This is a genomic window from Streptomyces sp. NPDC089799, assembly GCF_040684755.1.
Lineage (GTDB): Bacteria > Actinomycetota > Actinomycetes > Streptomycetales > Streptomycetaceae > Streptomyces.
The window spans coordinates 34,048-59,734 of sequence record NZ_JBFBGR010000024.1; the positions used below are offsets into that span (position 1 = coordinate 34,048).

22 protein-coding genes and 2 pseudogenes are annotated in these 25,687 nt (G+C 69.7%); 9 read left to right on the plus strand and 15 right to left on the minus strand.

Features of this window, described 5'->3' with window-relative positions; all coding sequences use genetic code 11:
- Window positions 1–50: 50 nt before the first annotated feature.
- From AB0O36_RS24765 to fxlM, 4 genes and pseudogenes are all read right to left on the minus strand, one after another.
- The gene (locus AB0O36_RS24765) at window positions 51–1,328 is read right to left on the minus strand and encodes an MFS transporter (protein ID WP_365114132.1); all 1,278 of its coding nucleotides are present in this window, start codon (window positions 1,326–1,328) and stop codon (window positions 51–53) included.
- Window positions 1,329–1,557: 229 nt separating this feature from the next.
- On the minus strand, window positions 1,558–3,429 hold the full coding sequence (locus AB0O36_RS24770; protein ID WP_365114288.1) for an ABC transporter ATP-binding protein: 1,872 nt from the start codon (window positions 3,427–3,429) through the stop codon (window positions 1,558–1,560).
- Window positions 3,430–3,945: 516 nt separating this feature from the next.
- Window positions 3,946–5,046 (minus strand): hypothetical protein, encoded by a 1,101-nt coding sequence (locus tag AB0O36_RS24775; protein ID WP_365114134.1) that lies wholly within the window; start codon window positions 5,044–5,046, stop codon window positions 3,946–3,948.
- Between the two features lie 84 nt (window positions 5,047–5,130).
- Window positions 5,131–6,393 (minus strand): annotated as a pseudogene (gene fxlM / locus AB0O36_RS24780) (methyltransferase, FxLD system); the annotation flags it as partial.
- Between fxlM and AB0O36_RS24785 the strand changes: the two are divergent.
- The gene (locus AB0O36_RS24785) at window positions 6,365–7,255 is read left to right on the plus strand and encodes a hypothetical protein (RefSeq protein ID WP_365114136.1); all 891 of its coding nucleotides are present in this window, start codon (window positions 6,365–6,367) and stop codon (window positions 7,253–7,255) included. The pseudogene fxlM and the gene AB0O36_RS24785 sit on opposite strands and share 29 nt — an antisense overlap.
- On the opposite strand, the gene AB0O36_RS24790 is transcribed toward AB0O36_RS24785, so the two are convergent.
- Complete coding sequence (locus tag AB0O36_RS24790; protein WP_365114138.1) at window positions 7,245–7,619, minus strand: hypothetical protein; 375 nt, start codon at window positions 7,617–7,619, stop codon at window positions 7,245–7,247. The genes AB0O36_RS24785 and AB0O36_RS24790 overlap by 11 nt on opposite strands.
- Before the next feature lie 265 nt (window positions 7,620–7,884).
- Window positions 7,885–8,385: a hypothetical protein gene (locus AB0O36_RS24795; RefSeq protein ID WP_365114140.1), complete on the minus strand. Its 501-nt coding sequence runs from the start codon at window positions 8,383–8,385 to the stop codon at window positions 7,885–7,887.
- 135 nt (window positions 8,386–8,520) lie between these two features.
- On the opposite strand from AB0O36_RS24795, the gene AB0O36_RS24800 reads away from it, so the two are divergent.
- Window positions 8,521–8,799: a hypothetical protein gene (locus tag AB0O36_RS24800; RefSeq protein ID WP_365114142.1), complete on the plus strand. Its 279-nt coding sequence runs from the start codon at window positions 8,521–8,523 to the stop codon at window positions 8,797–8,799.
- A 295-nt stretch (window positions 8,800–9,094) separates the two neighbouring features.
- Here AB0O36_RS24800 and AB0O36_RS24805 read toward each other — a convergent pair whose 3' ends face one another.
- The 7 genes from AB0O36_RS24805 to AB0O36_RS24835 form a co-directional block, all read right to left on the minus strand.
- A complete protein-coding gene (locus tag AB0O36_RS24805) occupies window positions 9,095–9,883 on the minus strand; it encodes a hypothetical protein (protein ID WP_365114144.1) in 789 nt (262 codons plus the stop codon).
- A gap of 116 nt (window positions 9,884–9,999) precedes the next feature.
- Window positions 10,000–11,505, minus strand: coding sequence for a zeta toxin family protein (locus AB0O36_RS24810; protein ID WP_365114146.1), 1,506 nt, complete (start codon window positions 11,503–11,505; stop codon window positions 10,000–10,002).
- Window positions 11,502–11,813 carry a hypothetical protein gene (locus AB0O36_RS24815; protein ID WP_365114148.1) on the minus strand — a complete coding sequence of 104 codons (312 nt, stop codon included), beginning with the start codon at window positions 11,811–11,813 and terminating at the stop codon, window positions 11,502–11,504. Before AB0O36_RS24815 ends, AB0O36_RS24810 begins: the two co-directional genes overlap by 4 nt.
- Window positions 11,810–12,352 (minus strand): hypothetical protein, encoded by a 543-nt coding sequence (locus AB0O36_RS24820; RefSeq protein WP_365114149.1) that lies wholly within the window; start codon window positions 12,350–12,352, stop codon window positions 11,810–11,812. The genes AB0O36_RS24815 and AB0O36_RS24820 overlap by 4 nt, the downstream gene beginning before the upstream one ends.
- Window positions 12,353–12,838: 486 nt before the next feature.
- Window positions 12,839–13,273, minus strand: coding sequence for a nuclear transport factor 2 family protein (locus AB0O36_RS24825; RefSeq protein ID WP_365114151.1), 435 nt, complete (start codon window positions 13,271–13,273; stop codon window positions 12,839–12,841).
- A 766-nt stretch (window positions 13,274–14,039) separates the two neighbouring features.
- Window positions 14,040–15,635, minus strand: coding sequence for a hypothetical protein (locus AB0O36_RS24830; protein ID WP_365114152.1), 1,596 nt, complete (start codon window positions 15,633–15,635; stop codon window positions 14,040–14,042).
- Window positions 15,632–16,042, minus strand: a complete 411-nt coding sequence (locus tag AB0O36_RS24835; protein ID WP_365114154.1) for a hypothetical protein — start codon at window positions 16,040–16,042, stop codon at window positions 15,632–15,634. The genes AB0O36_RS24830 and AB0O36_RS24835 overlap by 4 nt, the downstream gene beginning before the upstream one ends.
- A 493-nt stretch (window positions 16,043–16,535) precedes the next feature.
- Here AB0O36_RS24835 and AB0O36_RS24840 point away from each other — a divergent pair, with 493 nt between their 5' ends.
- From AB0O36_RS24840 to AB0O36_RS24870, 7 genes and pseudogenes are all read left to right on the plus strand, one after another.
- Window positions 16,536–17,570: a hypothetical protein gene (locus AB0O36_RS24840; protein WP_365114156.1), complete on the plus strand. Its 1,035-nt coding sequence runs from the start codon at window positions 16,536–16,538 to the stop codon at window positions 17,568–17,570.
- 168 nt (window positions 17,571–17,738) lie between these two features.
- The gene (locus AB0O36_RS24845; protein WP_365114158.1) at window positions 17,739–18,047 is read left to right on the plus strand and encodes a hypothetical protein; all 309 of its coding nucleotides are present in this window, start codon (window positions 17,739–17,741) and stop codon (window positions 18,045–18,047) included.
- A 962-nt stretch (window positions 18,048–19,009) separates the two neighbouring features.
- A pseudogene (locus AB0O36_RS24850) lies at window positions 19,010–19,243 on the plus strand (hypothetical protein); the annotation flags it as partial.
- A 4-nt stretch (window positions 19,244–19,247) separates the two neighbouring features.
- Complete coding sequence (locus AB0O36_RS24855; RefSeq protein WP_365114160.1) at window positions 19,248–20,579, plus strand: lanthionine synthetase LanC family protein; 1,332 nt, start codon at window positions 19,248–19,250, stop codon at window positions 20,577–20,579.
- A gap of 193 nt (window positions 20,580–20,772) precedes the next feature.
- Entirely contained in the window at window positions 20,773–21,345 is a 573-nt protein-coding gene (locus tag AB0O36_RS24860; RefSeq protein WP_365114162.1) for an HD domain-containing protein, read from the plus strand.
- Between the two features lie 149 nt (window positions 21,346–21,494).
- A complete protein-coding gene (locus AB0O36_RS24865; protein ID WP_365114163.1) occupies window positions 21,495–21,623 on the plus strand; it encodes a hypothetical protein in 129 nt (42 codons plus the stop codon).
- A gap of 461 nt (window positions 21,624–22,084) precedes the next feature.
- Complete coding sequence (locus AB0O36_RS24870) at window positions 22,085–23,671, plus strand: VCBS repeat-containing protein (RefSeq protein ID WP_365114165.1); 1,587 nt, start codon at window positions 22,085–22,087, stop codon at window positions 23,669–23,671.
- 128 nt (window positions 23,672–23,799) lie between these two features.
- Here the strand turns inward: AB0O36_RS24870 and AB0O36_RS24875 are convergent, their stop codons facing one another.
- Window positions 23,800–24,498: a transferase gene (locus AB0O36_RS24875; RefSeq protein WP_365114167.1), complete on the minus strand. Its 699-nt coding sequence runs from the start codon at window positions 24,496–24,498 to the stop codon at window positions 23,800–23,802.
- A 34-nt stretch (window positions 24,499–24,532) separates the two neighbouring features.
- A complete protein-coding gene (locus AB0O36_RS24880; protein WP_365114169.1) occupies window positions 24,533–25,585 on the minus strand; it encodes an NAD-dependent epimerase/dehydratase family protein in 1,053 nt (350 codons plus the stop codon).
- Window positions 25,586–25,687 lie beyond the last annotated feature (102 nt).

Sequence of the window (25,687 nt, forward strand, 5' to 3'; positions counted from 1 at the left end):
AGAGGGCCTCACAGGTCGGTGGGACGGCGGGATGGAGGTGTCGGCGGAGCTCACGGGTGAGGGTCCGCTCCGGCGGCATCAGCGGGTGGACGTGTACCTCGGGCGAGGGCGGAGTCGTCGGGGGGAGGTGCGGGGACGGGCATCACGGTCAGGCGGCTGACCGGGGAGCGCCAGAGCACGATCACCGGCAAGACCAGCACCAGCGTCCCGACGGCCAGAGCGGTACGTGCCCCGAACGAAGTGGCTACGGGCCCGCCGGCCAGGGCCGCGAACGGCTTGCTCCCGGAGACCAGCCAGGTCGACGTCTGCTGCGCCCGCGCCTGCAGGTCAGGTGGGCAGATCTGCTGGCGCACCGACCGCTGGGTGGTACCTGCCACCGCCGCGGCGGCGAGCTGGAGGCCGCCCGCCGCGGCGAGGACGGCGAGCCAGACGGGCCCCGGCCGAGCGAACAGCAGGGGCACGCCCGCCACTGGGCAGGTCGCGAAGCCGGCGAGCAGGGTGGGGCCGGGGCCGAACCGGGCCACGATCCGCGGCGCTGCCAGGGCGCCGGCGAGCGCGCCGGTGCCGGAGACGCCCATCACGATCCCCAGGCCGGTTGGTCCCGCCTCGAGTGCGGTCAGCAGGTAGTACGCGAAGAGCGCGCCAGTCACACCGACGCCCACACCGGTCAGGGTCAGCGCGAGCACGAGGTCCCGGACCAGCGGAGTCCGCGCGGTGTAGGCCAGGCCTTCCCAGATCTCCCCGGTCAACCGGCGCCTGGGCCGCTCCTCGCCCGTTGCCGGCTGACCGGGCTCCGGAAGGCGGGCTGTGCAGCAGGCGGACACCAGGTATGACAGGGCGTCCAGCCAGAAGGCCTTGGCCGCGCCCGCGGCCGCGACGACCGCGGTGCCGAGGTAGGTTCCGGCCGTGTCCGCGGCCCCGAACGCGGCACCCACCCGGGCGTTGGCCCGGTGCAGCAGGGCGGGTTCGACGAGCTGCGGGACGATCGCGATGGCCGCCGCCTGGTGCAGCACGGTCACCGCACCTAGGACCAGCGCGACCGCGTACAGCACTGACATCGACAGCACCCCGGCCAGCGCCGTCACGGGAACCATCGTGACGACGATGGCCCCCGCCAGGTCCGTCCCCACCAGCAGAGCCCGTTTGGCGTACCGGTCGACGATGCCGCCGGCAGGGAGGGCCAGGAGGAAGGTCGGCAGGTGGGCCAGGGAGGCGAGCGCAGCGGCCTGCCCGGCCGTCGCATGCAGTTCGAGGACGGCCAGGGTGGGCAGCGCCACCAGGTGCACCGACGTCCCGACCAGGCCAGCGGACTCCCCTCCGAGGTACAACCGGAACCCCGTCCCAAGGACCGGTGCCCTCTTGCGGACGGAAGGCCGTGGGCGGGGCAGCGTCACCACAGGACGGCCTCCGTCAGTAGCCCGCCCGCGGGCAGGGCAGCGGCAACGGGGGCAGGCGGACGGCACTCGGTCTGCGAGTTGGTCTGCGGTCGGGCCTCGTCCCGTCCCGACGTCGGGCGGACGTTCGCCCCGCCAGCCTGTTCCTGGCGCGCGGCGGCGGTCATGCGTTGTCCTGGGGGTGCAGAGTGTCGTGGTCGCCGGCTGACTGGGTGGGGATCGTGGCATCGAAGGCTGAGGCCTGGACGAGGTAGGCGTCGCGGAAGTCTCCTGTGCCTGTAGCCGGGTCCATCAGTTCCTCCCAGGTGCCCGACTCGGCGACCCGGCCGTCCTTCAAGACGTGGATCAGGTCTGCATGGCGCACGGAGTGCAGGCGGTGGGTGATGAGCACGATCGTCTGCCCGGTGGTCGCGGCCAGCGCCCTGATCTGGTCGAAGACCCGCTGCTCCGCGACCGCGTCAAGGGCGCTGGTGGGCTCGTCCACGATCAGGATCTCGGCCTGCCGGTACTTGGCCCGCGCGATGCCGATGCGCTGCCACTGCCCGCCGGAGATCTGGTGCCCGCCGCGGTAGCCGCGAGCCAGCAGCGTGCCGAGCCCGCGAGGCAGGCCGCCCAGGACCTCGTCGGCACCGGAGAATCCGGAGGCCTCCTCGACCGCCCGGTCGTCGATGGCCTGACCGGGCTGGCCGATACCGACGTTCACCCGGAACGTGAAAGGCCAGTGATAGAAGTCCTGCGACATCAACGCGACGCGGCCGAAGACCTGGTCGCGGTCGGCATTTCGGGCGTCGACGTCGTCCCACCAGATCGTGCCACTGCCCTCGTCCGGAAGGTAGAGGCCGGCGAGGAGCCTGACCAGGGTGGACTTGCCGGAGCCGTTCTCGCCCACCAGCGCGATGATCTTCCCCGTCGGGAACGCCAGGGACACCTCGCGCAGCGTGGGCTCGGGCAGGGTCTGGCCGCTGCCCGGGTACGTGAAGGTGACCTTCTCGAACCGGATCTCCCGCAGCCGCTCGGGCAGCGGGTGCCCGCCCCTCGGGATGGCCCGGGTCTTCGCCTCCCGGCACAGCCGCTCGAAATCAGCGACGAACAAGGACTCCTGGTGTAGTTCGGTGACCTGGAGCACCAGGCTGTCGAGGCTGGCGGCGCCGGTGCGGATGGCCAGGACCGCCGTACCGGCGACGGCGAGTTCCATCGCGCCGCCCCACAGCAGGGCGCCCAGGGCGCCGTAGGTGAGGAGGGTGGCGAGACCGCCGGCGCCGTCGGCGGCGAGCCCGATCCGGGCGGCGCGCCGGGCCAGCCGGGTCTGCTCGCGCTCGCTGGTCTCGGCCATGGTCCGGAAGTGCCCGAGCAGGAACGGCCCGACGCCGTGGACGCGCACCTCCGCAGCGGCTTCCTTCTGGGTCAGCAGCTGGCCGAGCAGGTGCCCGGCGCGGGCGTGCTGGACGAAGGCGTGGAAGGAGATGTACCGCTGGCGGGAGATCATCAGCGAACTCCAGGCGCTCGGCAGGGTCATCAGGACCAGGAGCGGCAGCAGCACCGGGTGCAGGACGGTGAGCACGCCGGCCGCTGCGATCAGCGACACTGCGGAGTTCAGGGTGTTGGTGCAGTACCGGATCATCCGCCGGGCCGAGTCGGCGCCGTAGCGGGCCGCGTCCAACAGCCGGTGGAACTCGTCGTCCTCGATCGCCGACAGCTCCGTGCGGTGCACCAACGCGAGGTACTGCTCGGTGGCGACTCGCTGCACCTTCGGCTCCAGCGCCCCGGTGGCCGCCGTCGAGGCCGAGCGCAGGAGCGACGCGAAGAACGCCGTGATGGCCACGACCGCGAGCGCGGGCAGCGCCTGGGTCAGGCGCTCGTTGGTGCTGCCCGCCGCGAGGACGTGGCCGAGCACGCTGTTGACCGCGACCAGGCCGACCGCCTGCGCGACGCCCCGCCCGGCCTCCGAGGCCAAGACCACCCGCAGGGACCGTGCGTCGGCGAGGTGGGCGAGCCGCAGGCCGGTCCCCGCCAGACGCGGGAGCTGGCGCGCCATCGTCCAGAGCCCGAGCCCCAGCCAGGCGCCCTCGTGTTGGTCCCACCCGATGTCGTACGCCAGCTCGCCGCCGAAGAGCAGCCGCTCGGAATCCGACACCCCCGCGGCGCCGGATCCACTCGCCGAGTCCTTGCTCACGCAGCCCTCCCGAAAACCGTTCGTGAGCCGCGGCAGCAGGCAGATGCGGCGTCAACACGACTCCCATCCGCAGGGCGCAGGCCTGAGGCGGGCTCGCCGTGTTCGATTAATGGGAGGGTGTTGAGGTGTTTCGGTAGGAGATTCACGGGGTCCTCCGGATGGGCGCACGACTGGTACTGGTGCTCTAAGAACGGCTCCGATCCGGGTCCGTCACGGCCGAATTAGAGGCAAAAGGGGAACGAATGTTCTCGTCTGGCTGGGTGGGCTTGGCGCGTCTGGGTCTACGGCGTTGAAACTCGCTCGAACAGGGGCGTGTCACCCGGGCGGAGGATTGCCGACCGAGTACGTAAGCCAGACCGGCTCGGACACTTGGGCGACTCAGGGGGCCGACAGGCTGTCTCTGATCACGCGGTCGCTCCGATGCAGTGCCGCGTCCAAGGCACTACGCAGGCGCGCGGGCACGGCGCCGGAGCTCAGAGCACAAGCTGCGACGAGGTCGTGGCAGTCCTGGAGCTGTCTCGGGGCGGCGAGCTCGGTGAACAGCGAGTCGTCCAGGACCTCGCGGGCGGCGAAGCCGTCACGTGTACCGACGATGCCCCGGTGCAACTCGTTCGTGATGCGGTATGCGGCCGGGCTCGCGGGGGAGGTGATGGTGTCCAGGGCTGTGAGGCGCAGGCGGGTGTCGAAGACCGTCATGCCCTGCTCGGCGGGGACGGCGCGAAGCGCGGCTTCGAGTTCGTTCTCCTGGGTGCGGTTCAAGTCTGCGCGGGCACGGAGGCATAGGGCGTGGAGGCAGGCGGTGACGGCGTGTTCCCACGGCTCGCCGGCGGCGGTGTCGGCGATGAGTACGGCTGCGTGCTCGGTGTCGCCGCTGGTGAGGGCGGCGACGACGGCGATCTGTCGGCCGTCGAACATCCGCTTGCCGATGCCCTGGTGTTCGCGGGTGTGCGCGAGGGCTTCGGCCCACCGGCCGCTGCCGGTGAGGGTGCGTGAGCCGTCGGCGAGGAGGACTCGCCACAGCCAGGCGCGTACTTCCTGCCGGCCGTCTTCGGACTGGACCAGGGCGGGTGGGATGTGCACGTCGTCGAATTGGTCGGCGGTGCCGTTTGTGACGACGTCGAAGAGGCGCAGTAGACGGTTGCGTCCTTCGTCGGGGTGTCCGGCGCGGATCTGCAGGCGAGCCAGGTTGACGACGGGCTCGAGGGCCCGGATCGCGGCCGTGGCGGTGAGTGGGGGGGCGTGCAGGTAGGCGTCGGCGTGCTGGTGGCATAGCTGGCGGGCTAGATCGGGCAGTCCGACGTCGCTGGCGATCAGGGCGGCCTGGTTGTAGACGGCCGAGGCGAGTCCTTGGTCCGCGCGGGCGGCAGCGGTCTCGGAGAGAGTTGCGAGGGCCTGGACGCGGTCGGGGAGGGGAAGGCAGGCGGGCCGGAACCGTGAGACGAGGGGGAAGCGTCGGGCTAACTGGCCGTGCGGGTCCATGAAGTTCTCCGAGAGGTCGGCCCGACGTGTGGTGCCCGCTGCCGGAGATGGGGCAGCGGGCACCGCACGGTCATGGGCGTACGGTCAGTTGAAGTCGATGACGATCCGGTTCAGGGGCGTGTCGACGGCGAACTGGCCAGGACCTACCTTGGGGGCCGGCGCCTGGAGGGACTGGAGCTCGAAGCTGGCTTCCCGGCCGCGGTAGTTGTTGTCCCAGGTCCGGATGGCCTCAGCGACCTCGGTGGCGAGCTCGTCACTGCCGGGGCCGTGGCCGATGACGCCGAACTCCCACAGCTTGCCGCCCTCGTGGGTGGTCTGGTCTGAGAGGTGCCGGGCGAGGTAGGTCAGGGCACCCTTGTCGATCACCGCGGTGGAGGAGGGGTAGGGGTCCTCGGTGAGGGTGGTGCCCTTTGCAGCGGCCGGGAACAGCATCCTGATCAGGCCGGAGTCGAAGGAGCAGCTGACGAAGAGCTCCATCCACTCGGGAGATTCCATGGCGCGGACCGTCATCCCGGTCCACTCCTCGACCCGCGGTTCTTCGAGCACTCGGGTCAGCGCCTGGGCGTCGCTGGGCGTTCCGGCCGGCGCCTGCAGGCGTACGGTCCCGTCCGTGACGAGGGAGATGATCCGCCGGTCGTCGTCCGCGATGCCGCGGCGCAGGGGCATGAAGGTGTTCATCTTGCTGTCGAGGGAGACCCATCGGTCGCCTCGGCGTTCGTAGACGATGGAGCGGGAGACGCTGCCCTTGATGCGCTGGGGAACGACGAGCCGTCCGCCCGGGGCGAGTTGGTCGAGCCAGGCGTGGGGGATGCCGTGGGCGCCGACGGTGGCGATGATCCGGTCGTACGGCGCCCCGTCGGCGTAGCCGACGGCGCCGTCGCTGGTCAGGGCTTCGACGTTCGGGTACCCGGCGGCGGCCAGGTGCGCGCGGGCGCCGTCGACGAGGTCGTCGTCGACGTCGATGGTGGTGACGTGACCGGTGTCTCCGACGACGTGTGCGATGAGGGCGGCGTTGTACCCGGTGCCGGCGCCGAGTTCGAGGATGCGCTCGCCGGGCTGGGCGTCGAGCTGGTCGAGCATGAGGGCGACCACGCCGGGCTGGGAGGCGCAGGAGATGGACGTGCCGTCGGTGTCGTACTTCACGTGGACCGGCTGGTTGGCGTAGGCCTCCTGGAGCGAGGCGTCGGGCACGAACAGGTGCCGTGGCACGGTGCGCAGCGCGGTCTCGGCGGCCGGATTGGCGGCGTGGCCCTCCTGGCGGATCTGGTCGACGAGGGCGTTGCGGAGCTGTTCCGCGGTCGGGTCGGGGGTGGTGAGTGTGTCGGTGTTCACCGATCCGACGCTATCGGCGGGCGGGGTGCCGTTGGGGGTGGTTGCGGGGGTGTCACTCGCCCACTCGGAGACCCTTCAGAACCATCCGGAGTGGCAGAAGATCAAGACCATCCGCGGTGCCCTGAGCAACGTCTGGGAGGTGATGAGGGACAAGGCCGGCCCTGCCTGGGACAGCTTCCGTGCAGACGCCCGCGTCCAAGGGTGGTGGAGGACCACCTCGATCCGCGCCTGCGAGGCCATCTCGATCGCGGCCGCAGCACTGGCCAAGCGTCTCGGTCCCGCACTGCCCACCGCCGACGCCCTGCTGAAGCTCTCGGATGCCACCATCACCTACAGCACGGTGGCAACGGCGGCGGCAACGTCGACCACCCCACGGACCGCCGCCGCACCGGTCACGCCAACACCACCCATGCAGCGACTCGTCGACCAGCCCACCCCAAAGGCATACGCCACCCGAGACGACGCCCTACGGGCCGCCCACGAAGTCACCGAGCGGTTCCGGCACTGGATGCAGAGCCCCATGGGACAAGCGGTCGCCGAATCCACCCACCCGCGAGTGGCGGCATTCCGAGAGGCGTGGCGAAGCCTGCCGCCCGCGCGGGAGGCCGCATCCGGCCCGGCCGTCGGCGCGTACGGCAACGTGGCCGAGCGAGCACAGTCCCTGGTCAATCTTGCCGTACGGTCCGCCCGCCACGCACCGGCGGAAATCCAGGCCCCTCCAGGCCTTGGCGCAAGTGGCGGAGAACCACGCAGCCCGCCTCGCGGTGACCCTGCCCCCCCCCGGAACCGCGACCTCGGCACCGGCGCAGGCCGTGCCGCCGCTCCCTCCGCCCCGCCCGCACTGCCCGGACCTCCGTGTAGATCACTCAGGCGGTGAGGCGCTGGACCTGGGGGTCGAAACAAACGAGACCGAGTGTCCGGGCGAGATCTGCGGCAAACGCCGCTGCCTCCTGGTACCTGCTGAAGACCATGCCGAAGTAGAACAGCGGGCCGCTGGCGTTGTTAATCAACGGGCCGTCGGACCACGGGCTGGCGTCCTCGTCCTCTTCGTCGTCATCGGGACTCAGATCGGGCCAGCGTGCCACCAGCGCCTCGACGTACTGCCTGATCAAATGGGCCGGGCGAGTCTTCTGGCCCCCCATGTGCTGCATGTGCTCGCGGTAAAGGTCTTCGAAGACCGCCGTCGCCGCCGCATCGTCGGCGGGCCGGACGCCTTCCCAAACAGCCAAGTCGTAACTCATGGCCGCAGTGTGCTTGGCGCTACTGACAATCCCACTGGTGTTAATCCTCCAGTGCGAGCCGGGACGCGCTCAGCTGGAGGTCGCGTCGGGCCGGCTTCGCAGGCTCGATCGGCTACGACGTCGCAGGGGAGCGGACCTCCTTGCGGATGATCGCAGTCTTGGCTGCGAAGGCTTCCAGATCGAATTCGGTAGGGGGTTTGGTGAAGTCCACGGTCTGGGTGACGTCGACAACGGCTGATGCGTCCGCCCAGGAGCAGTCCGGACCCTAGGTCGTTCCGAATTGATCGGTCTCCTGAACGATGCGGCACGAGACAGGCTCAGAGAAGCCCTTGGGCGTGATCGTGCGGGGACCGATGATCACCGTGGACTGCGTGGGGACGCTGTTCCGGCCGTCGAGGTACTTCAGAAGCTCGTCTCGGGCCGTGACGGGGCTGAGGACGGTTCCGTACACGCCGGTCACTGCCAGTACGGGACCCGAAGTTTCCGGCTTTCGGTCGGCGGGACGATAGGTGGCGAACGCGGGGACCCCGTTCTCGATCTGACCGGAGAGGATCAACGGGATGTTCCGATCGGGCAGGGCGTGATCGGACTCCTCGAACGTTCCCTCAAGCACCACCTTGGGCATCTTCAAGCGGTACGGCCCCGAGAGGGGGACAGCCTGTGCCGGACCGCTCGCCCATGGGCCTTCGCCTTCTTTACCGTTGCCACAGCCGGCGAGCGCCACCATGGCCATCGCAACCGCCACCGAACCGATATACCGATTCATGTCTCTTCCCCCAGTAGACAGCCGAACATGATCACTTTGCCACGAGGTGGAACCACGAGAGAACGGGGCCAGGTTCGGACCGCTCTTCGTTAGCTATGCCTGGAGACGGAGGCAGGGCTGAGGTTGGATGACCAGATGGAACGTATCGAGGTTGAGCTGTTCACAGAGCCAGGGAACGGCGCGGTCGTCCGCCTGCCCTTGCGAAATTTTCCGGGTGTCCTGATCCAGGGAGACTCCCTGTCGATCATCCGCGCAGATGTCGCCGAGATCGTGGAAGCCTGCGACCGCGGGGACGCGGATGAAGCACGCGAGGCGGCGACCATCCTCCTCTCCAGCCTTGACGAGCTGCTGGCCCGCTACACGGATGCTCTGAAGGCGCACGACATACCCACTCCCTTCTACGTGGGTCCCTGACCGCCCAGCTGCAGCAGCCCGCCGCTCCTGCGTGCGGCACCTGGACCGTTCCGTCAGGAGTTCACGTCGCCATGAAGGTGGAGATGCTCAAGGACGTCCTGCCCCCGGCTTGGACGCCGTGGTGCAACAAGTGTTCGCGGAGGGCATGATGATTGACGTGCCTGGCTGCAGGCCGCCCGGAGCCGTCGGCATCACCAGCGCCTGCCCGAGCGTCAGGTCGATCGGCACCGGCGCCGGCGGGTGGTTCCGCGGTGGCGCCGGGGCACGCCGGGCAGCGGACGAGCCTCACCCGGCCTCAGCCACCGTTCGGGTAGGCCAGGAGCCGACCGTCAACGAGGACCAGGCCGAAGTACTCGTTGACCGCGACCGGCGCGGCCTCCGGCCGCGTGGGCATGTCCTTCCCCGTCAGCGCATCCAGGGTTACTGCCTCCTTGGATACCTTGCCATACACGCGGCCGTGCCAGGCCGTGGTGACCGTGGGGGCGATGCGTCCGGATCCCATTCGCAGGTCCCAGATCTGGCTGCCGGAGGCCGCATCCAGAGCGACGACCGAGAAGCCGTCCACGCAGACCAGGGTCGCCGCGGCGTCGTGCATGCAGCTCATCCCACGCATCTGCGGTCCCAGGCTCTGGCGGACTTGCCCTGAGTCGCCGACGAGGAGGTCGTCGAAGCGGGTGGGTCCCAGGTAGCCCCGGACCCGGGTGAGGGAAGGGCCTGCCGGCTGTACGGAGACATCAGTACTGGGTTCGCCGCGCCATCGCTCGGTGCCGCGGCCGACCTCCCATCCGGCAATGACCTGCTTGTCGCTCTCGGCCGGGGCCAGTCCCACGGCCGTGCCGGCGGCCACGGCCCCGATGACGACGTCCGGTAGCGTCCACCGCAGCTGATGGGTGGTGAGATCGATGCCGTACGAGACGGAGTACTGCTCGTTGTACACGCTGAACACCGCCACGCCGGCGTGCGCCCCGACCCCGGATACCTTCACGGCATCGTCAAATTGCTGTCCCTCGTTCGACGCGCATCCCGCCGTACCGAAGGCGGCCAGGAGCGCCACGAGTGCTAACCGTCGCCGGACCTGTTGCATGTCTACTCCTTGTCCTGCGCCCGCACACCGATGATCTTGTGGCAGCATCGCACGCCCCGCGCCGTCGGAGACCGGCTTTGCCAGGGCGCCCTCCATTGACCCCGGTCGGTGGTCGGCTATGCCCCCAGGTGTGGGGGACGGGGGGTATCCGTCGGAGGCGTCGCGGCGCGCGGTGTCGAGGCCGCCGCCTGTGGTGCTCGTTGGCCGCTGGTGGCTGAGCCAGGCTGGGTCGCTGCGAGACGTGTGGAGTTGGCATGGGCTGCCTGGGCAACGGCCTGCAGGGTTTTCACATCTGCCGGATCGAAGCGGTTCGCCATCACAGCGGCGGTAGCCGCCGCCTGGGCCCGCTCGGCCACGGCCCGGTACGGTGTCGCGGCCGAGCCAGGACCGTGAGGCAGGTCGTGCGGGGGCAGCTGCTGCCACGCCTCACGCAGGGCGTTGATCCGTGGGTGGCTGGAGGAAGCCAGCTCTCGGCCCATGTTGCTCTGCATCCATGTCCGGAAGGACCGGGTGACCTCCTCGCCTGCCTGTCGCGCGGCTGAGAGCGTGGCGTATGCGGTCGGAGCGGCGCGGTCGGCATCGGTCTGGTCCGGTACTGGGTGGCGAGACTCTGCCTCCGCAGTGGGGACATGACGTTCAGTCCGGACGCCAGGTGCCGGAGGCTCTGACGATTCTGAGGAGAGGGCAGCCGTAGCCGTGCTGGCTGCATTGGCTTCGCCGGGCCGAGCCGGCTGGAGTTGTTGTGCGGCGGATGGAGTCAGCAGAGAGGCGGCCTGTTGTTCGATCAAGGTGAGCCGCTCGGGCCATTCGGGTCCCTGACCGCCGATCGCCCCGCGGAGCCGTTTCTGCGTGGCGACGAACGCTTCGCTCTCGATGACCGTCCAGGGCCGGTTTCGCTCGGTCTCGAGGGCCTCCCGTAGTGCCGCCGGGGTTGCCCAGTCGCCGCCGGCCACGGTGTTGCTGTATCGCGGCTTGCTCTCGCCACGCCGGTAGACGCCGACCAGGTCGACCAGCACACCGTCGTCGATGCCCTCGGCCAGATCGAGGATGCCGCGGTAGGACTCGTCGGCGTTGGCCTGCACGGTGAGCCGTCCCTGCCCCCGGTCGGCCAGCTGCTCGAAGTAGCGGCTGACGATGCCCTGGTTGCTCATGGCTTGCGGGACGCCCATGAACAGGGCTTCCAGGCGCGCCCCTGACTGCCGGTAGGCCAGCATCTTGTCTTCCACGGCCGACGCCTTCTGGGAGGTTTCCTGGATGATCGCGTGCAGCTTGTTGGCGCGGGCGTACTCTTCGGCCTGTGCCATCCACGCGCGACCGTCGGCCCGGGTGTAGGCGGCCATGAGGGTGTCGTCCTGCGCCATCAGGGTGTCGTACGCAGGGTGGTAGGGCTTGTAGAGGTCGCTGTCGACATCGACGAAGCCACCGTGCTGATTGAGGACGTTGGCGACCATCTCGGTCACCCGACTCTTGCCGGCGCCGGGCTGTCCGACCAGGAAGACCACTGTGGGCTTCTGCTGGGGTGCGCGCCCTTCCAGTAGCTCCGGGACAATCTCCTCTTGGAAGATCTGCCGGTTCTCCTCCGGGGTTAACCGGTATCGCTCAACCTCGGCAGGGTCGATCACGCTCTGCCTTCCCGGACGTCGCGAGCGACCTGCGCGTAGTGCCTGCGGGCCTCGGCGATCTGCTCGCGGTCGTTCGAACACAAACCCTCACGCTCCCGGGCCAGCTGAGAACGTGCGGCGCGAGCACGCCGGATCACTTCCTGGTCGGGGTTGGCCTTGGCCTTCTCTGCGGCGATCCGGGCGCTGTAGGCGCCGACAGCACCGTTCACCGCTTCGATGGCTGCTTCATAGGCCGCCGTCTCTTCGTTCGACCAGTCGTGTTGCTCCAGCTGGTGCGTGATGGAGATGCCGTTCTCGGGGCCGGTCATCTACTTCCCTTCTTGATGGATGAGGGTGTGACTTCGCCCGTAGGCTCCGCGTCAGCGCGCCGCACAGTGCGCCCACCGAACGCCTCAGCCGTCAGGAAGCGGCGCGCGGTGCCGTCCGCCAGCTGCTCGAAGGCGGCACGGAAGACGGGCAGGTCCTCGCCGCCCATCGTGTAGGCGATGGCCTTCTGCCAGGACGGGTGGTCGGGGTCGTACTGGGGGGAGATGGGAGCCGGGGTTCCCTCGGGCCACCAGCCCATGCGTACGCCCCTCGGCACCGCTCGGGACAGTGCGATGGTCGGCCCGCGCAGTTCACCCTGGAAGTAATCGCGCAGCTCCTGAGCGGGCTTGGTCCCGTTGGCCTGCACGACGAGTTCGGCGAACTGACGTGCGTTGGCCGGCAGGGACGTCAGGTACCGCACCGCCCGCTCGACGCCCCACTCGGTACCGGCGGCGAGGACCAGCTCGTGGCGGTGGTCCTCGATGAGCGCAAGGAACTTCCGCTCGAACTCCGGGGAGGCGCCCTCGATGGTGATCTTCACGACGCCTCCCGGTGAATTCTCGCCCGGTTCTGCTTGTTCTGCATGCACCCAGCATGCCCGAGGGCAGCTTCTCTCGTCTGGAGCCTCGGAGACTCTGGCCGGAATCTGCACATGATCGCCGGAACCGGTGTGCGGCCTGTGTTGCAGGTGTTGTCCGCGTACTCATCAGAGTGCTCACCACACCTACAGCTGGCACACGCTGCACCCCCACTGGATGTTAGCCGTCACTGAAAATGCTGACATGTCTGGTAATTGGGGTGCCGATGAGTGAGAACGGGATCGCCCCGCTGGGCTGGCCCCAGCGGGGTGACGGTGGGCGAGGTGTCGGTCTCTTCGGCAAGGTGGCGGGAGGTCCAGGGCTGTTGCGAAAGTGGATCTTGGTCGCAAATGATCACTTTTTGTGAGGCGTGGTGATCTGACGAACGGCCAGTGGCCTGGCTGTAACCGTTGGCTTCGCAGATGCCTCAGTGAGCCTCGCTCGTCTCATCAATTATCGAATGCCTGGGCGACGGCAAGGCTGTCTTCGTAGACATGGTGTCGGGTGACAAGGCCGTCTTCGACGGTGAGGTGCAAGGCGCACCGGGCACGATAAGCGCGTCCGGTGGAGCGGGCGGTCTGACGGATTTCGCCTAGCACGACCGCGTCGTGGCCGTCGACGAGGACGCGCTCGATCTTGGTCGCCGCCTGCCCAGGCACGTGGTGCTCGGCGAGGTCGCGGTAGTGGGCGGCGTCGGCGCGGGTGGAACGGTGCCGGATCCATGGGGTGGCGGTTCGACCGTGCTCGGCATCCGGCCAGTCCAGCTTCCAGTCGCCCTGCTCGGCATACATCTCTGCGATGTGCTCGGGATCGTGGCCCTCGCCGATCCGGCGTAACAGCTCGTCCACGACAGCGCGAGTGGTCACGGGTGCGGCTATGGACATGACTCATCACTCCGATCCGAATCCGCATCCGACTGACGCGGTGAGGTCGACATTCTTGCCAGCGCCGACAGAACGGCGCCATTACCTCCCAGGTAAAACGGGGAGAAGCGCCAAGATCCACTTTCGTAACAGGTCGCGCTGGCATCGGTCAGGGCGTCCGGGTGGCGCTCCGGCGGGGCTGGGGGATCGGCCGTGGAGGTTCCGGGGCGGCAGCGCCGACGCGGAGAGTCGCGATGTACTTGGTGAACACGGCGCGACTGCCGGGGCAGCCGCGTTCCGGATCTCGCGGAAGAGGGTGGCGGCGTTGGTGGCGCCGCCGCAGTAGCGGTGTTGCAGGCTGCGCGGAGAAGCGGGCTTCCTCGGTTTGGAAGTCCTTCATGTCCTCGAACAGGTCCACGGGCACTCGAAGCTGGGCAGGCTCTCACTCTCATCGTCAGCCACGTCGAGCTGCCTTCCGCTCCCCGTCGAATGGCCCGAATAGCGGCAGGCCACCCCAGGCCCTCGTGGACCGCCCCGCGGACCCCCTGCTCGTCGACTGCCGTACCGCGATCGATCCCGAGCCCTGGCGCTGGGCGGGCTGGATCGTCCACCAGCTCGGACGCCCTGGCAAGTAGAACAGCGGAGGCCACTCGGTCGCCGCCTTCCCTCGCACCCTGCGAAGCTGCCGCTCGTACCGCCCGAGCGTCGGGGCCGCCGGTCGTGTCGGGCGGTCCCGACACGACGGCTGAGGACTACGCGGCGGAGCCTGGCCCTCGTGGGGACGCCCTCATCGGCGCATTCCCGGGCGGCGCCCCACCACCAGGTCGATCGGCACGTGCGCCCGCGGGAGGTCGCGCGGCGGGCCCTGGGTCGGCTGCGCGGTCACCCACTTCTGCTCCTGGGCGATCGTCCGGTGAGCGGCAGCATCCAACGCGGCCCGCGGCACGGCGGTACCCGCGCTCTGCGCGACCGAGAGCAGAGCGGCCGCGCTCTTCTGTTCGGCACCCATCACCGCTGAGTAGGCCACGGTCAGCGCCTCGAGCTGGCGGGGATGTACGGGGTAGAAGCGCCGGGCCTCGTCCAGGTCGGCAGGCCGGTAGCGGTCGGCGTTGGTCACCAGCCCGGCCCGCCGGGCCGCCCATGGGGCGGCGGCCGCCATCTGCCACCCGGTGGCAGACAGACGGTAGGTCGAGACCGCCAGACGGCCCACTCCGCCGGAGTCCGAGAGGACATCGACCGCCGGCCGGGTTGCCCCCGGTGGCTGTTCAGGCGTCCACTGCGGACCGAACACCAGCTGGCCCAGCCGCACGACGCTGGTACGGGAGATCACCGCAGCGGGGTGAGGGTCGACCGAGGGCATCTTGGCGACCTTCCCCTGCCGGACCTGCGGATAGCCCGGCGGCGGCACGGGAGGGTGTTCCCGGGGATCGCCCGGGTCGGCGATGTGTTCCCAGACCGCGGCTGCCGCCTTCCAGGCATGGGACGACTCCCGCAGTGCCGCTGCCGCGCTCTTGAGACCGTCCCGTACCGGCCCCTCCTCCAAGTTCTCGGACACGTGCAGCAGCGCTCGCCCTGCGAGCAGTCGGCCCAGGCCGTTCCAGCGGGACATCTGCTTCAGGTCGGAGCCGCTCAGCCGATGGTCGGATCGGTCGTGCAGGGCAACGTAGGCGGCCCGGGAGAGCCGCTCGCAGTCGTCGGCGAGATGAGCGGTGACAGCCCTGGTGGGGTCGGCCGCCGTGGCCTGCACAGGCTCGACGGGCAGCGCCGCCGGAAAGGCGGCCAAAGCATGGTCGGCATCCCTGGCCGTCGCCCGGGCGTAGACGGACGCGTGATCGAGGGATGTCCTGGCCTTGGCAAAGGCATCGACGGCGCCGGGGTGTTCAGCCCCTTGGGCCAGACGGTGCACGACCTGGCCGGCCGCCCGGGCGATTTCGGAGTAGCGGTGGGCGAGGTAGTCGAAGGCGGTCTGGTGCCGCACGAGGTAGGCGTACGGAGTCAGCGGAGCACGGTCGGGGCTGAGATGGCCGTTGATCATGTCACGGACGGCGCCCACGGCCTGCACGGCGGAGGTGATCCGCCCGTCGGCCCGCACGCCGTCGGCCTCGCGGGGTGACAGATATCTGCGAGCGGTCACCAGATGCTCCCGGGCCTGCCCGATGCAGTCGTCGAGGTTCCGCTCGGCGACCGTCAGGGGCCGCTCCTCAGCCGTGGCAACGGGGGTGTATGCCTGAGGTCCGAGACTCTTCTGTACCTGTAACAGCAGGCTGTCGACCGCTCCGGCCAAAGCGGCGCGATCGACGGCCGAGTCGGGCGCGAGCGGTCCCCTGGCCACATCGGTCAGGCTATCGACCGCGACGTCGAACAGCTCCCCGAGTGTCGTCATGAACGCTCCCTGACCGCGGTCAGCGCCGCGGCCGCGCCGACAGCCAGATCGGCGACCTGAAGCAGGCGGCGCGCGGAGTCCTCGTCAGCGGCTGCGGTCGACGACAAGCGCGTCAGTGCCGCGCCGACATGCTCCAGCAGGCGCACGTACGGGACGAGGGCGGCCGCTCCGGGTGCCAGAGGCGGCGCCTGCACCGTCCGCCCGGTCTCCGGCAGCGGAAGCCTGTCCCGCCCTTCGGAACACTTCTGCGCGGCGATCATCGCCTGCAGCTCGTCGCTGTCCTCGTCGGTGATGCCGTCGCACAACGCGGTGCTCGTGCTCAGGATGTCCCACGCCGCCGCGAGAACCGCATCCGGGTCCTCGGCATCCAACTGCGCGTCGAGCCCCAGCAACGCCGGTGTAGTCATCAACATCCCCTCCTTCGTATCGGAACAGGGTGATCGTCCCATTCATGGCACGACTGACGATCCGCCCTGTGGACAGGCCCCGCCCTGTGGACAACGACCGGGCGGGGCGACCCCCGCTCATCCGGTGGCCGTACACCTGCCACCCCTGGGACGATGGTGCGCCCATTTGATGGGGTGTGAGATTCTTGCTCTTGATCATTTAGTGGGGGCGGGGCGCGTCGGTCCGCCGGAATCAGGGGAGGACGCCATGAGGACGTCTCTACGACTGGTCCTGCTCACGGCTGCCCTTGCGGTCGTCACGGGCTGTGGCTCACCCCAAGGCGGAAAGCCCGCAGAACCGTCCGCCCCGCCTTCCGCCCCGGGCCGCCCGACGGCGGATGCGAAGGGACCGGTCCGTACGCCGCACGACCCTCCCGGCTGGTTCGACGCCCGGGGCGCGGTCGCGCTGCCCCGGGAAGCGACCGAAGGCCGCGTGAGCATGGGCGGCACCCTGATGAGTGATCTGTCGGTGGCACTGCACCGGACCTCCGCGTACATCGCCACCTCCGAGGAGCTGCAGACGGTGGACCTGACCACCGGGGAGGTACGCGCGACCGCCAGGCCAAGAGGAAGCGCGAAGAGCAGCGACGTCACCAAGCCAGTCGCGCCGCTGGTCGTGGCCGGCGCCGGCAGCACTTCGGTTCTCGCGCCGTTCCTGGTCACCGAGGCCGGATCCGGGACGCAGTCCGCGTCGACGGTGCTGGACGTCGTCTCGGTCTCCGCGCAGTCCGGCGAGGAGGAATGGCATACGACGATCAGGCTTCCCCAGTGGGCGCACACCGGCCTCAGGGTGCAACCGGCCGTCGTCGCTGCCGGGGACGGTGTCGTGGTGGTGACGGTGAAGAGCGCGTACGAGGTGGTCTCATACGGAATTGACCTGGCCACCCACCAGCTGCGGTGGACGGCGCCCGGCGTGACTGCCGGAGCGGTTGCGGCCGGTAGCGCCGTGGGCTGGGCCACCGAAGGCCAGTACAGCGCGGCAGTCGGCCTTGCCCTCACAGACGGCAAGGAGAAGTGGCGGGGCACTCCGAGCTGGAACGTGGACCTCGACCCCGCAGGCCCTTCCGTCGTCCGCACCTACGCGCAGGGCACCTCCGGGGGCAAGGGCTATGACCGACTGGTGAAGGCCGACACCGGGGAGGAGGTGGCCGACCTGTCCGGCGCCGGCCTGCGCGGTGCCAGGTGCTCCCACGACGCGTCGGAGACACTGGTCTGCTCCAACGGGTCTGTCATCACCGGCATCGACACCACGACCGGAAGGGTCCTGTGGACCTTGAAGGACGGCCAGGAAGACGGGCGGAATGCCCCTGAGATCAGCTCCGTCTGGCACGGAAGGGTCTACGCCAAGAGCGAGAACGGACCCGTCGCACTCGACGCCCGCACCGGCCGCGACGTACCCACCAGGCCCGAGGCGGCGCCGGTCCTCGTCAACGAGTTCGGCGGCCTGGTCCTCGACAACGGCCTCCAGAGCTATCCGGCCGGAGGCTGACTCCGGTAGTCCATGGTCGGGCGACCGGATCCCGACCGAGTCCCGGCCGAGGGGCGGGTGCCCGCCCGGAGGCTGTTACAACCCGTGCCCGCCCGGCGGGTGCCGGTGATATCACCGGCATACCTGTCCCACATTCCGTACCCCCCGACCCCGAGGGAACACACCAGCATGCCCGCGCCCTACGCCACCACCGTCACCTTCACCACCGCCACAGGCGAGCACAACATGACCCGCGCACAGGTCGAAGCCGCCGCGTCACGCCTGACCCCCGCCCATGGCAACACCGCCCTGGACTACTCCTGGTACGCCCTCGCCGGAACCGGCCTCCACTACGTCGGCGCGCTGGTGAAGGAAGCCAGCAACGTGGACGTGAAGGTGGGCGAAGCCCGCACCCTGCTGCATGACCTCGGCTTCCAGATCATGGCGTTCATGTTCACGCGGGAATCGGTATCGGCCCCCCACCCCTGCCACCAGTAGCCGCAGGCCGTACCGTCACGCACAACGGGGCTCCCCCTCCCACGCGTTGGATGGGAGGGGGAGCCCCGTTGTTGTGCGTACTGCCTCCAGGCTGAAGGCAATGAGGCAGTCGACGGACAGGCGGGCCAGGACGGCGGCTTCCCGAGCGGTGATCTCCTGGCCCAGGCCGTGCCCGATCTTGACGGCCGCGACCCCGGCCGGGCCGGTGGCCTTCCACACGCGGACCCGCAGCGGTCGGTGACCTCACCAGGAGACCACCGGCGCCGGCGCGGGCGACCCCGACCGTCCAGGTGATCGGAGCGCCGCAGTGCGCGGCAGCGGCGGGCAGGTGGGCGGGGGCGGGAATGGGCGGCGGGGTGGCCACGGCAGGGGATCCGATCGTGAGGGTGCTCGGATGGCTGGCGATCGCTCCTGGACAATGGCCGGGAGCGTCAGGCCCTGATACGGGACATCGAGAAGGTGACGGCGTGAGCCGCCGAGCCCGTTCCCGGTTACCGCGGGACCGGGTCGAGACAGTGCTGGCGGGCGTGTGGGCGGCCGGCCCTGCCGTTGCGCCGCCCGCCCCACCTTGTAGAGCCCCCGGCCCGCAGCCCCCGCCTTCCCCGCGTACCGGGGGTGGCGGGCCGGACACAGACGGCCCCGCGCCCCGGGGACGACCGCCGACCGACCGTCCCCCATGGCAACGGCACCCCCGGGCCGTGGGGCCCACCAGCCAAGGAGTGATCGCGTGTCCGCGTCCACCTTCGAACGCCGGCCGTTGCCTCTGCTCACCACCGAGCAGATCGGCACGCTGAAGCCGGAACTGGCCGAGGGCATCGAAGGTGCCTGCTCGATTGCTCGTACTGTGTGCGGCACCTGTTCGACAACTTCGCCCCTCACCTGTCGGGGGCAGGGCGTCGATCCCGACGCACGGGTCCGCTACCGGACGGACCGGGACCGTCATCCACGCGCCGCTGCGCACCATCTGGAACTTCACCGAGGCCAAGGGCGGTGTCCTCGTACGCACGGAAGAGACCCACACCGGCGCGCAGGTCGACGCAGGCGTTCCCACCGCGACCAAGATCCTGCGCGACGGCCTCGAAACAGGGCTGCGTGACCTGAAGGCAGCCGCGGAAGCCGGTACCCAGGACCGCCGGAACCGACAGACCGGCGACACCCCGCCGAACAGGCCTGCTGATCGGAGGGTTATAGCGTGACCGGATGAGGAGCGACGTATATCGGGACGTGGGCGAGGCCGCCTGGTCGTGGGTGCTGGACCACGTGCGCGAGGCCGAGGGCCCATGGCTCGTGCAGGCGGTGGTGGAGGGCGGTCCGGAAACCGTGTCGCCGCCACAGGACCGCGATTCGCTGTACGCGGGGATCGCCGGCTTGGCCCCGGTGCTGGCCGAGATCGCGCAGTACCGGGAGCTGAGCGCGCGAGAAGCGGCACTGGCGACCGGCATCGTGACCAGGCTGTCGGCACAGGCCGGGCAGCGAACGGAACCCTCGCTGTACGACGGCCTCGCAGGCGACGCGACGGCGCTCAGACTGCTCGCCCCGGGCGAGGAAGCGGTGGCACTGCGGCGGCTGGCCGCCCTGGCGACCGGCGACGGATGGAAGACCACCCTCGATTTCGAACCGGGCTCCGACGCGCCCCTCACCGACGTCATCATGGGGACCGCGGGCGTCGTGATGACGGCGGTCTGGGCGAAGAGCGAGTTCGCAGAGGCGATCGCGACGACGGGAGGCGAGGCGCTGCTGCGGGCGGCGGACCGTACGGAAGCGGGCCTCGACTGGGGCATGACGCCGGGGAGGCCGTCGAGGGCACCGAACTACTCGCACGGAACCGCCGGCATCGCGGCCGCACTGGCGGTCGCGGGCACCGCCCTGGACCGTCAGGACTTCATCGAGGCCGCGGTGGAAGGCGCCCGGCACGTCCTCTCGGTGGGGTCCTTGGAAGACGCCGGTTTCGTCGTCCCGCACACGATCCCGCCGTCGAAACGGGAGGTGGAACCGGTGACGTACACGTGGTGCCACGGCCCGGCGGGCACCTCGCACCTGTTCACCGCACTGGCGCACGCAGGGGTCGCCGAGGTGGCGGGCCATGACGTCGACGAACTGCGGCACCGCTGTATGACCTCGATCCTCACGTCGGGCCTGCCGCAACGCCTCCGTCCCGGCTTCTGGGACAACGACGGCCGCTGCTGCGGAACGGCAGGCGTCGGAGACGTCCTGCTGGACGCCGCCCAGGACTGCCGTGCGCCGCAACGGAGGCAGACCCTGCTGCGGGCCGCGCACCGGATGGGCGATGCGCTGGTCGACCGGGTCATCAGGGATGATGCGGGCGCCCGTTGGCGCTTTCTGGAACACCGCGAGGACCCGCCGCTGCTGCCGCCCCAGACGACGTGGATGCAGGGCGCGGCAGGCATCGCGGCCTACCTTCTGCGCCTCGCTCGGTACGGCGAGAGCGGCCCCGACGCCCCGGTCGTGGACCGCCCGGACCAGTGGTGGGCCGTGCCGGCGCACCTGCGGAGTACTCGCACGGACTCATGAGCGGATTCACTTCCGATACACGGCCCAACGGCTCGGCCGTGGCTGCCGCAGGCATCGGAGGCGCTGGCCCGGGATCTGGCGGAACGCACGCAGCGGCTGCTGGACGGGCGGGGCATCGCCGAAAGGTCCCGGCACGAACTCACCACCGTGCATTACGTTCTTCGTGGTCGCACCTGGGAGCGGAGGTCACCCCATGGCAGACGAGACGGCGAGGGGTACGGCCGGGTTCATCTTCGAGATGGGCGTCATGAAGCAGGCCAAGCGGACCGGGTGGTGGTTCACCGGCAACAACAACCCCGAGTCGATCGCCGACCACTCGTTTCGTGTCGGGATCATCGGCTCCGTCCTGGCCATGATGGAAGGCGTCGATCCGGCGAAGGTTGCCCTGATGTGCCTCTTCCACGACACGCAGGAGACCCGGATCGGGGACATCCCGCACATCGGCCGCCGCTACATCGACGTCGCCGGCAACGAGACCGTCACCGCCGACCAGGTAGCGCGCGCCCACCCGGCGGTCAAGGCCGGTGTGCAGCGGGTGGTGGCGGAGTACGAGGCCAACGACACCCCGGAGGCGATCGTGGCGAAGGACGCGGACAAGCTGGAGTGTCTGGTGCAGGCGGTGGAGTACCGGGCCCAGGGCAACACGCTCGTTCAGGACTGGATCGACACATCCCTGAACAGCCTCAAGTCGGCGTCCGCGAGGGAACTGGCCGAGGCCGCGCTCACGATGTCCCCGCTGGAGTGGCGGCAGACCTTCCTGGGCTGAGCCCGGAAACGACGAAGCCCCCGCGGACCGGCGGTGTGCCGGAGCGGGGGCCTCTGCACCAGGAGGCGTGTTGGTCGATGCCCGATTCGATCCGCCTTGATCGAGGTCTCGCAGCTGTGCAGCCACCGCCACGAGGAAGCCGTGGGCCTATGGGCGTGCGCCACGCCCGCACCGGACGCGACGTACCCACCACGCCCGAGGCGGCGCCGGTCCTCGTCAACGAGTTCGGCGGCCCGGTCCTCGACAACGGTCTCCAGAGCTATCCGGTCGGAGGCTGACGACGACCGTCCATCCAACGCGGCACCGGATCAGGCTTGAGTCGGCAGATCGGCAGATCGGCAGATCGGCAGATCGGCAGCATTGGCTGGCCAGGTGTATGCCGCGAGGTTCCACAGACGCCTGACCAGCCGAAAGGTTGCCCCGGGTCGATCTTCCTTTACGAAAATCGTGAGGGTTATTCTTCGGTTGCTCAAGTACTCGAGCAGTTCTCGGAGTTTTCTCCGTGAGGGAACGCGTTCACGGGACGTGCCCGTCAAAGCCCCCGGCAGTCGGCTCCAGCCACGGCACCGCACAGCTTCCTGACCGGACCGGATCCCCGATTCAGGCCCGTACGCGTTGCCTTGTCCGTCCCACGACTGTCCCAGGAGAGACTGTGTCCCGCATGCACCACCGGCACGTGAACCGGGTGGCGGCCTGCACCGCTCTTGCGCTCAGCGCGGGGCTTGTGTCGGCTGCCCCGGTGTCCGCCACCGATTCCCCGGCCGCGGGCCACTACGCCGCCGCCCGCGCCAAGGCACGCTTCGACCTCGACGGCGACGGGCGCAGCGACCGGCTGTACCGCTCGGCGCTGACCGGCAAGCTGACCGTCATCCTGTCCAAGACGGGCACCTCCGCGCCGTTCAGCGTGGGCGCCGACGACCTCGACGGCAGTGTCGCCAAGGAGATACTTCCCGCAGACAGCTACCCGGGCACCGCGGGTGCGAAGCTCCTGACCTTGCGCTCCGACGGGCAGCTCCGCCTGACCACTGCCCTGAGCACCACGGACACCAGCAAGTACACCCTCTGGACGGGAACCGGCTGGCAGATCTACAACAAGGTGCTCGCACCCGGCGATCTGACCAAGGACGGCCGCCAGGACCTGCTGGCCCGCACCCCGGGCGGCACCCTCTACCTGTACTCCGGTACCGGCAACGCCGACGTGTACAAGGGCGGCCCGTTCAAGGCGCGCGTCAAGGTCGGCGACGGCTGGCAGGCGTACGACCAGCTCGTCGGCACGAATGACCTCGACGGCGACACCATCGCCGACCTCGTGGCCAGGACGCTCTCGGGCGACCTCTACTTCTACAAGGGGACGGGCTCGGCCACGGCGCCGTTCAAGACCCGCGTCAAGGTCGGCGGCGGCTGGAACGTCTACAACCAGATCATCGGTACCGACGACGTCAACAACGACGGCAAGGCCGACCTGCTGGCCCGCACCTACGACGGTGCGTTCTACAAGTACCTCTCCACCGGCGGCGGCAAGTTCGCGGCCCGGACGTACGACAGTGGCGGCGGCCAGAATATCTCCCACTACATCAACCAGGGCGGGGTGCCGGACTACGGAAAGCACGGTCTCTTCGCCGTCGACAAGGGCTTCACCGCCTTCACGTACGGCACGCTGGCCAACGGCAAGCTGACCGCGGCCCGGCAGTACGGCCCCGCCGGCGTCTACGACCAGCACTGGAGGCTGACCTACGTCTCCACGCTGGGTGAGAACGACAAAGCATGCCTGATGGAATCCGGCCCGCAGAACCTGTACTGCGACGGCGTGGGCGACCTCTCCACGAGCCCGGCCTTCTACCAGTACTGGGAGTCACTCTCGCCCGGTGACGTCACCGGGGACGGCAAGGGCGACGTCGTCGGTGTGAACACGAAGGGCGAGCTGTACGTCCATCCAGGCCTGAAGGACCGCGGATGGCCGCAGGTGGGAGCCGGTGTGAAGGCCGGCACCGGCTTTCCGTACGACAAGCTGGCAGGTGCCGGCGACATCACCGGTGACGGCCGCCCCGACCTCATCAGCCGTGACGGCGACCGCCTGTACGTCCACCCCGGCACGGGTTCGGCGACGGCCCCCTTCGCCGCACGCGTGCTGATCGGCGCAGGATGGGGCGCGTACGCGCACCTGGTCACGCCGGGCGACATGAACGGCGACGGCCGCGCCGACCTGCTCGCGGTGACGCCGGGCGGGGACGCCTACCGCTACGCCGCCACCGGCCTGACCGGCACCTCCACCTTCGCCGCCCGCGTCAAGATCGCCACCGGCTGGGCCTACGACCACATCAGCTGAGGGCTCCCGCCAGTCGCCTGATCGGTTCCCGAGTGACACAGCACCATGAGCGGGACCGGTCAGGCGCCGGAAGGGCGGCGGAGGCGGCTATGCCCCCAGGCGCGGGGCGCGGGGGACGTCCGTCGACGTCATCGCGAGATGCGGCGGGGCTTGATGACTGCCTCGGGTGAGGCAGACCGCACAATGCTGGCGGCGGGGATGATGCTGCTGCCCATGCAGACGCTCGCCGCGATGGTCGAGTGCCGCCCCACGGCGATTCCGGGGCCGAGGGTGATCATGCTGCCTGTCTGGACGTGGTCCCCGATCAGGCCCCCGAACCGGGACGTCGTGCACCGGTAGGGCGGTTCGTCGCCGGGGCCGTGAAGGACGATCTCCTTGACGGGGACGCGCATGTTGTAGTTCCACAGGCTGATCGCCGCGATGACGAGGTTCGCGGACAGGTGGGCGTCGGTCCCGATGACGGAGTGGCCGATGCCGACCTGGTGGCCGAGCACGGTGTTCTCCCCGACGAAGGAGTGCGTCACTTCGCAGCCGAAGCCGACCGAGACTCCGGCGGCGAGGACGGACCGCTTGCGGACGGTCGAGAACTCGTGGACGCGGACCCCAGGCCCGATGATGACGTCTTCGCCGATGATCGCGGTGGAGTGGATCCGAGCGGTGGGGTGAATCCGCTCGGGCAGGACCTGCAGGGCGTCGTCGTGAAGGACGTCCCAGCGGGTGAGGAAATCGGACAGCTCGAACTCGCCGATCCTGGCGTAGCCGGTGGCGTCCAGGCCGGACGCTGCGGGGGCGCGGACGTAGTCACCGATAGGGATGGACTCGGGCACCTGGCTTGCTCCTGTTCGTCGTCGGGTGGGCGGTTCAGGCGGCTTCGGAAGCCTCGCGGCGCAGGAAGTCGGGCAGGGCGACGGGGGTGTTGTCGAGCCAGCCGACGTAGCGGGCCACACCCTCGGCCACCGTGATCCGGGGCTCCCACTCCAGGGCGGCGGTCATGTGAGCCGTGTCGGCCGTCCCGCCGAGAGGGTCGCCTTCGGGCAGCGGCCGGTCCTGGAACTCGGCGTCGGGATAGTGGTTGCGGATGAGCTGGGCCACATCGGCGATGGAGGTGGCCTGGCCGGTGCCGATGTTGAGGGTCTGCCGGTCGGCGCCGGGGGCGAGCATGGCGCGGACGGTGGCTTCGGCGATGTCTTCGACGTGGACGAAGTCACGGACCTGCCGGCCGCCGCCGTTCAGGTGCAAGGGAAGGCCGAGCTTCGCGCGCATCGCCATCCAGGCGACCACCCAGGAGTGCGAGCCCTCCTTCACGGTCTGGGGCTCGCCGTAGACGGAGAAGTACCGGACCGAGGTGTGGGAGACGTTGGCCTTGCCCAGCACGAGCGCGGTCTGGGCCTCGCCCCACGCCTTGGTGTTCGCGTACACCGACAGGGGGGCCAGGGGCTGGTCCTCGTTCCAGGTCTGCACGTCGTGGCGCTTGGGGTCGCCGTTGCCGTAGACGGCCGCGGAGGAGACGAACACGAACCGGCGTACGCGGGCGTTGCAGCGGCGGACCGCGTCCAGGAGGACCTGAGTCCCCATGACGTTGGTCTGGATCGCAGCCATGGGGTTGCGGGTGCAGGCGGCCACATCGGCCACGGCGGCGGCATGGATCACGTAGTCGGCTTCCCGAACGACGTGGTCCATCAGGACCCCGTCGGCGATGTCGCCCACGATGGTGTCCCGGTCCGTGGGGTAGACGCCGAACAGGTCGGCGTAGACGGTGGCGGGGTAGCCGTCGAGCTTGCCCACGGCGATCACGCGGGCCCCGGCCGCGCGCAAGCGGGCGGTGATGCGGGAGCCGACCAGGCCCCCGCCCCCGGTGACCACCACGGTCGAACCGGAGAGGGCGGAAGACAGGTCGGCGTCGGACAGGGTCACGGCGGTCTCCTCGGACTCGGCGGGAGGGAGAAGGGTGCGGCGGGGAGGTTGCGACCGGGCCGGCTTGGGACCGCCTCCCCGCCACCCCGACAGGCACCGCCC

Coding starts and splice junctions, on each gene's coding strand:
- AB0O36_RS24770 (WP_365114288.1), bottom strand. CDS start 3,429: ATGGCGCGCCAGCTCCCGCGTCTGGCGGGGACCGGCCTGCGGCTCGCC.
- AB0O36_RS24775 (WP_365114134.1), bottom strand. CDS start 5,046: ATGGACCCGCACGGCCAGTTAGCCCGACGCTTCCCCCTCGTCTCACGG.
- AB0O36_RS24790 (WP_365114138.1), bottom strand. CDS start 7,619: ATGAGTTACGACTTGGCTGTTTGGGAAGGCGTCCGGCCCGCCGACGAT.
- AB0O36_RS24795 (WP_365114140.1), bottom strand. CDS start 8,385: ATGAATCGGTATATCGGTTCGGTGGCGGTTGCGATGGCCATGGTGGCG.
- AB0O36_RS24800 (WP_365114142.1), top strand. CDS start 8,521: ATGGAACGTATCGAGGTTGAGCTGTTCACAGAGCCAGGGAACGGCGCG.
- AB0O36_RS24805 (WP_365114144.1), bottom strand. CDS start 9,883: ATGCAACAGGTCCGGCGACGGTTAGCACTCGTGGCGCTCCTGGCCGCC.
- AB0O36_RS24815 (WP_365114148.1), bottom strand. CDS start 11,813: ATGACCGGCCCCGAGAACGGCATCTCCATCACGCACCAGCTGGAGCAA.
- AB0O36_RS24825 (WP_365114151.1), bottom strand. CDS start 13,273: ATGTCCATAGCCGCACCCGTGACCACTCGCGCTGTCGTGGACGAGCTG.
- AB0O36_RS24830 (WP_365114152.1), bottom strand. CDS start 15,635: ATGACGACACTCGGGGAGCTGTTCGACGTCGCGGTCGATAGCCTGACC.
- AB0O36_RS24835 (WP_365114154.1), bottom strand. CDS start 16,042: ATGACTACACCGGCGTTGCTGGGGCTCGACGCGCAGTTGGATGCCGAG.
- AB0O36_RS24840 (WP_365114156.1), top strand. CDS start 16,536: ATGAGTGATCTGTCGGTGGCACTGCACCGGACCTCCGCGTACATCGCC.
- AB0O36_RS24845 (WP_365114158.1), top strand. CDS start 17,739: ATGCCCGCGCCCTACGCCACCACCGTCACCTTCACCACCGCCACAGGC.
- AB0O36_RS24855 (WP_365114160.1), top strand. CDS start 19,248: ATGAGGAGCGACGTATATCGGGACGTGGGCGAGGCCGCCTGGTCGTGG.
- AB0O36_RS24860 (WP_365114162.1), top strand. CDS start 20,773: ATGGCAGACGAGACGGCGAGGGGTACGGCCGGGTTCATCTTCGAGATG.
- AB0O36_RS24865 (WP_365114163.1), top strand. CDS start 21,495: ATGGGCGTGCGCCACGCCCGCACCGGACGCGACGTACCCACCACGCCC.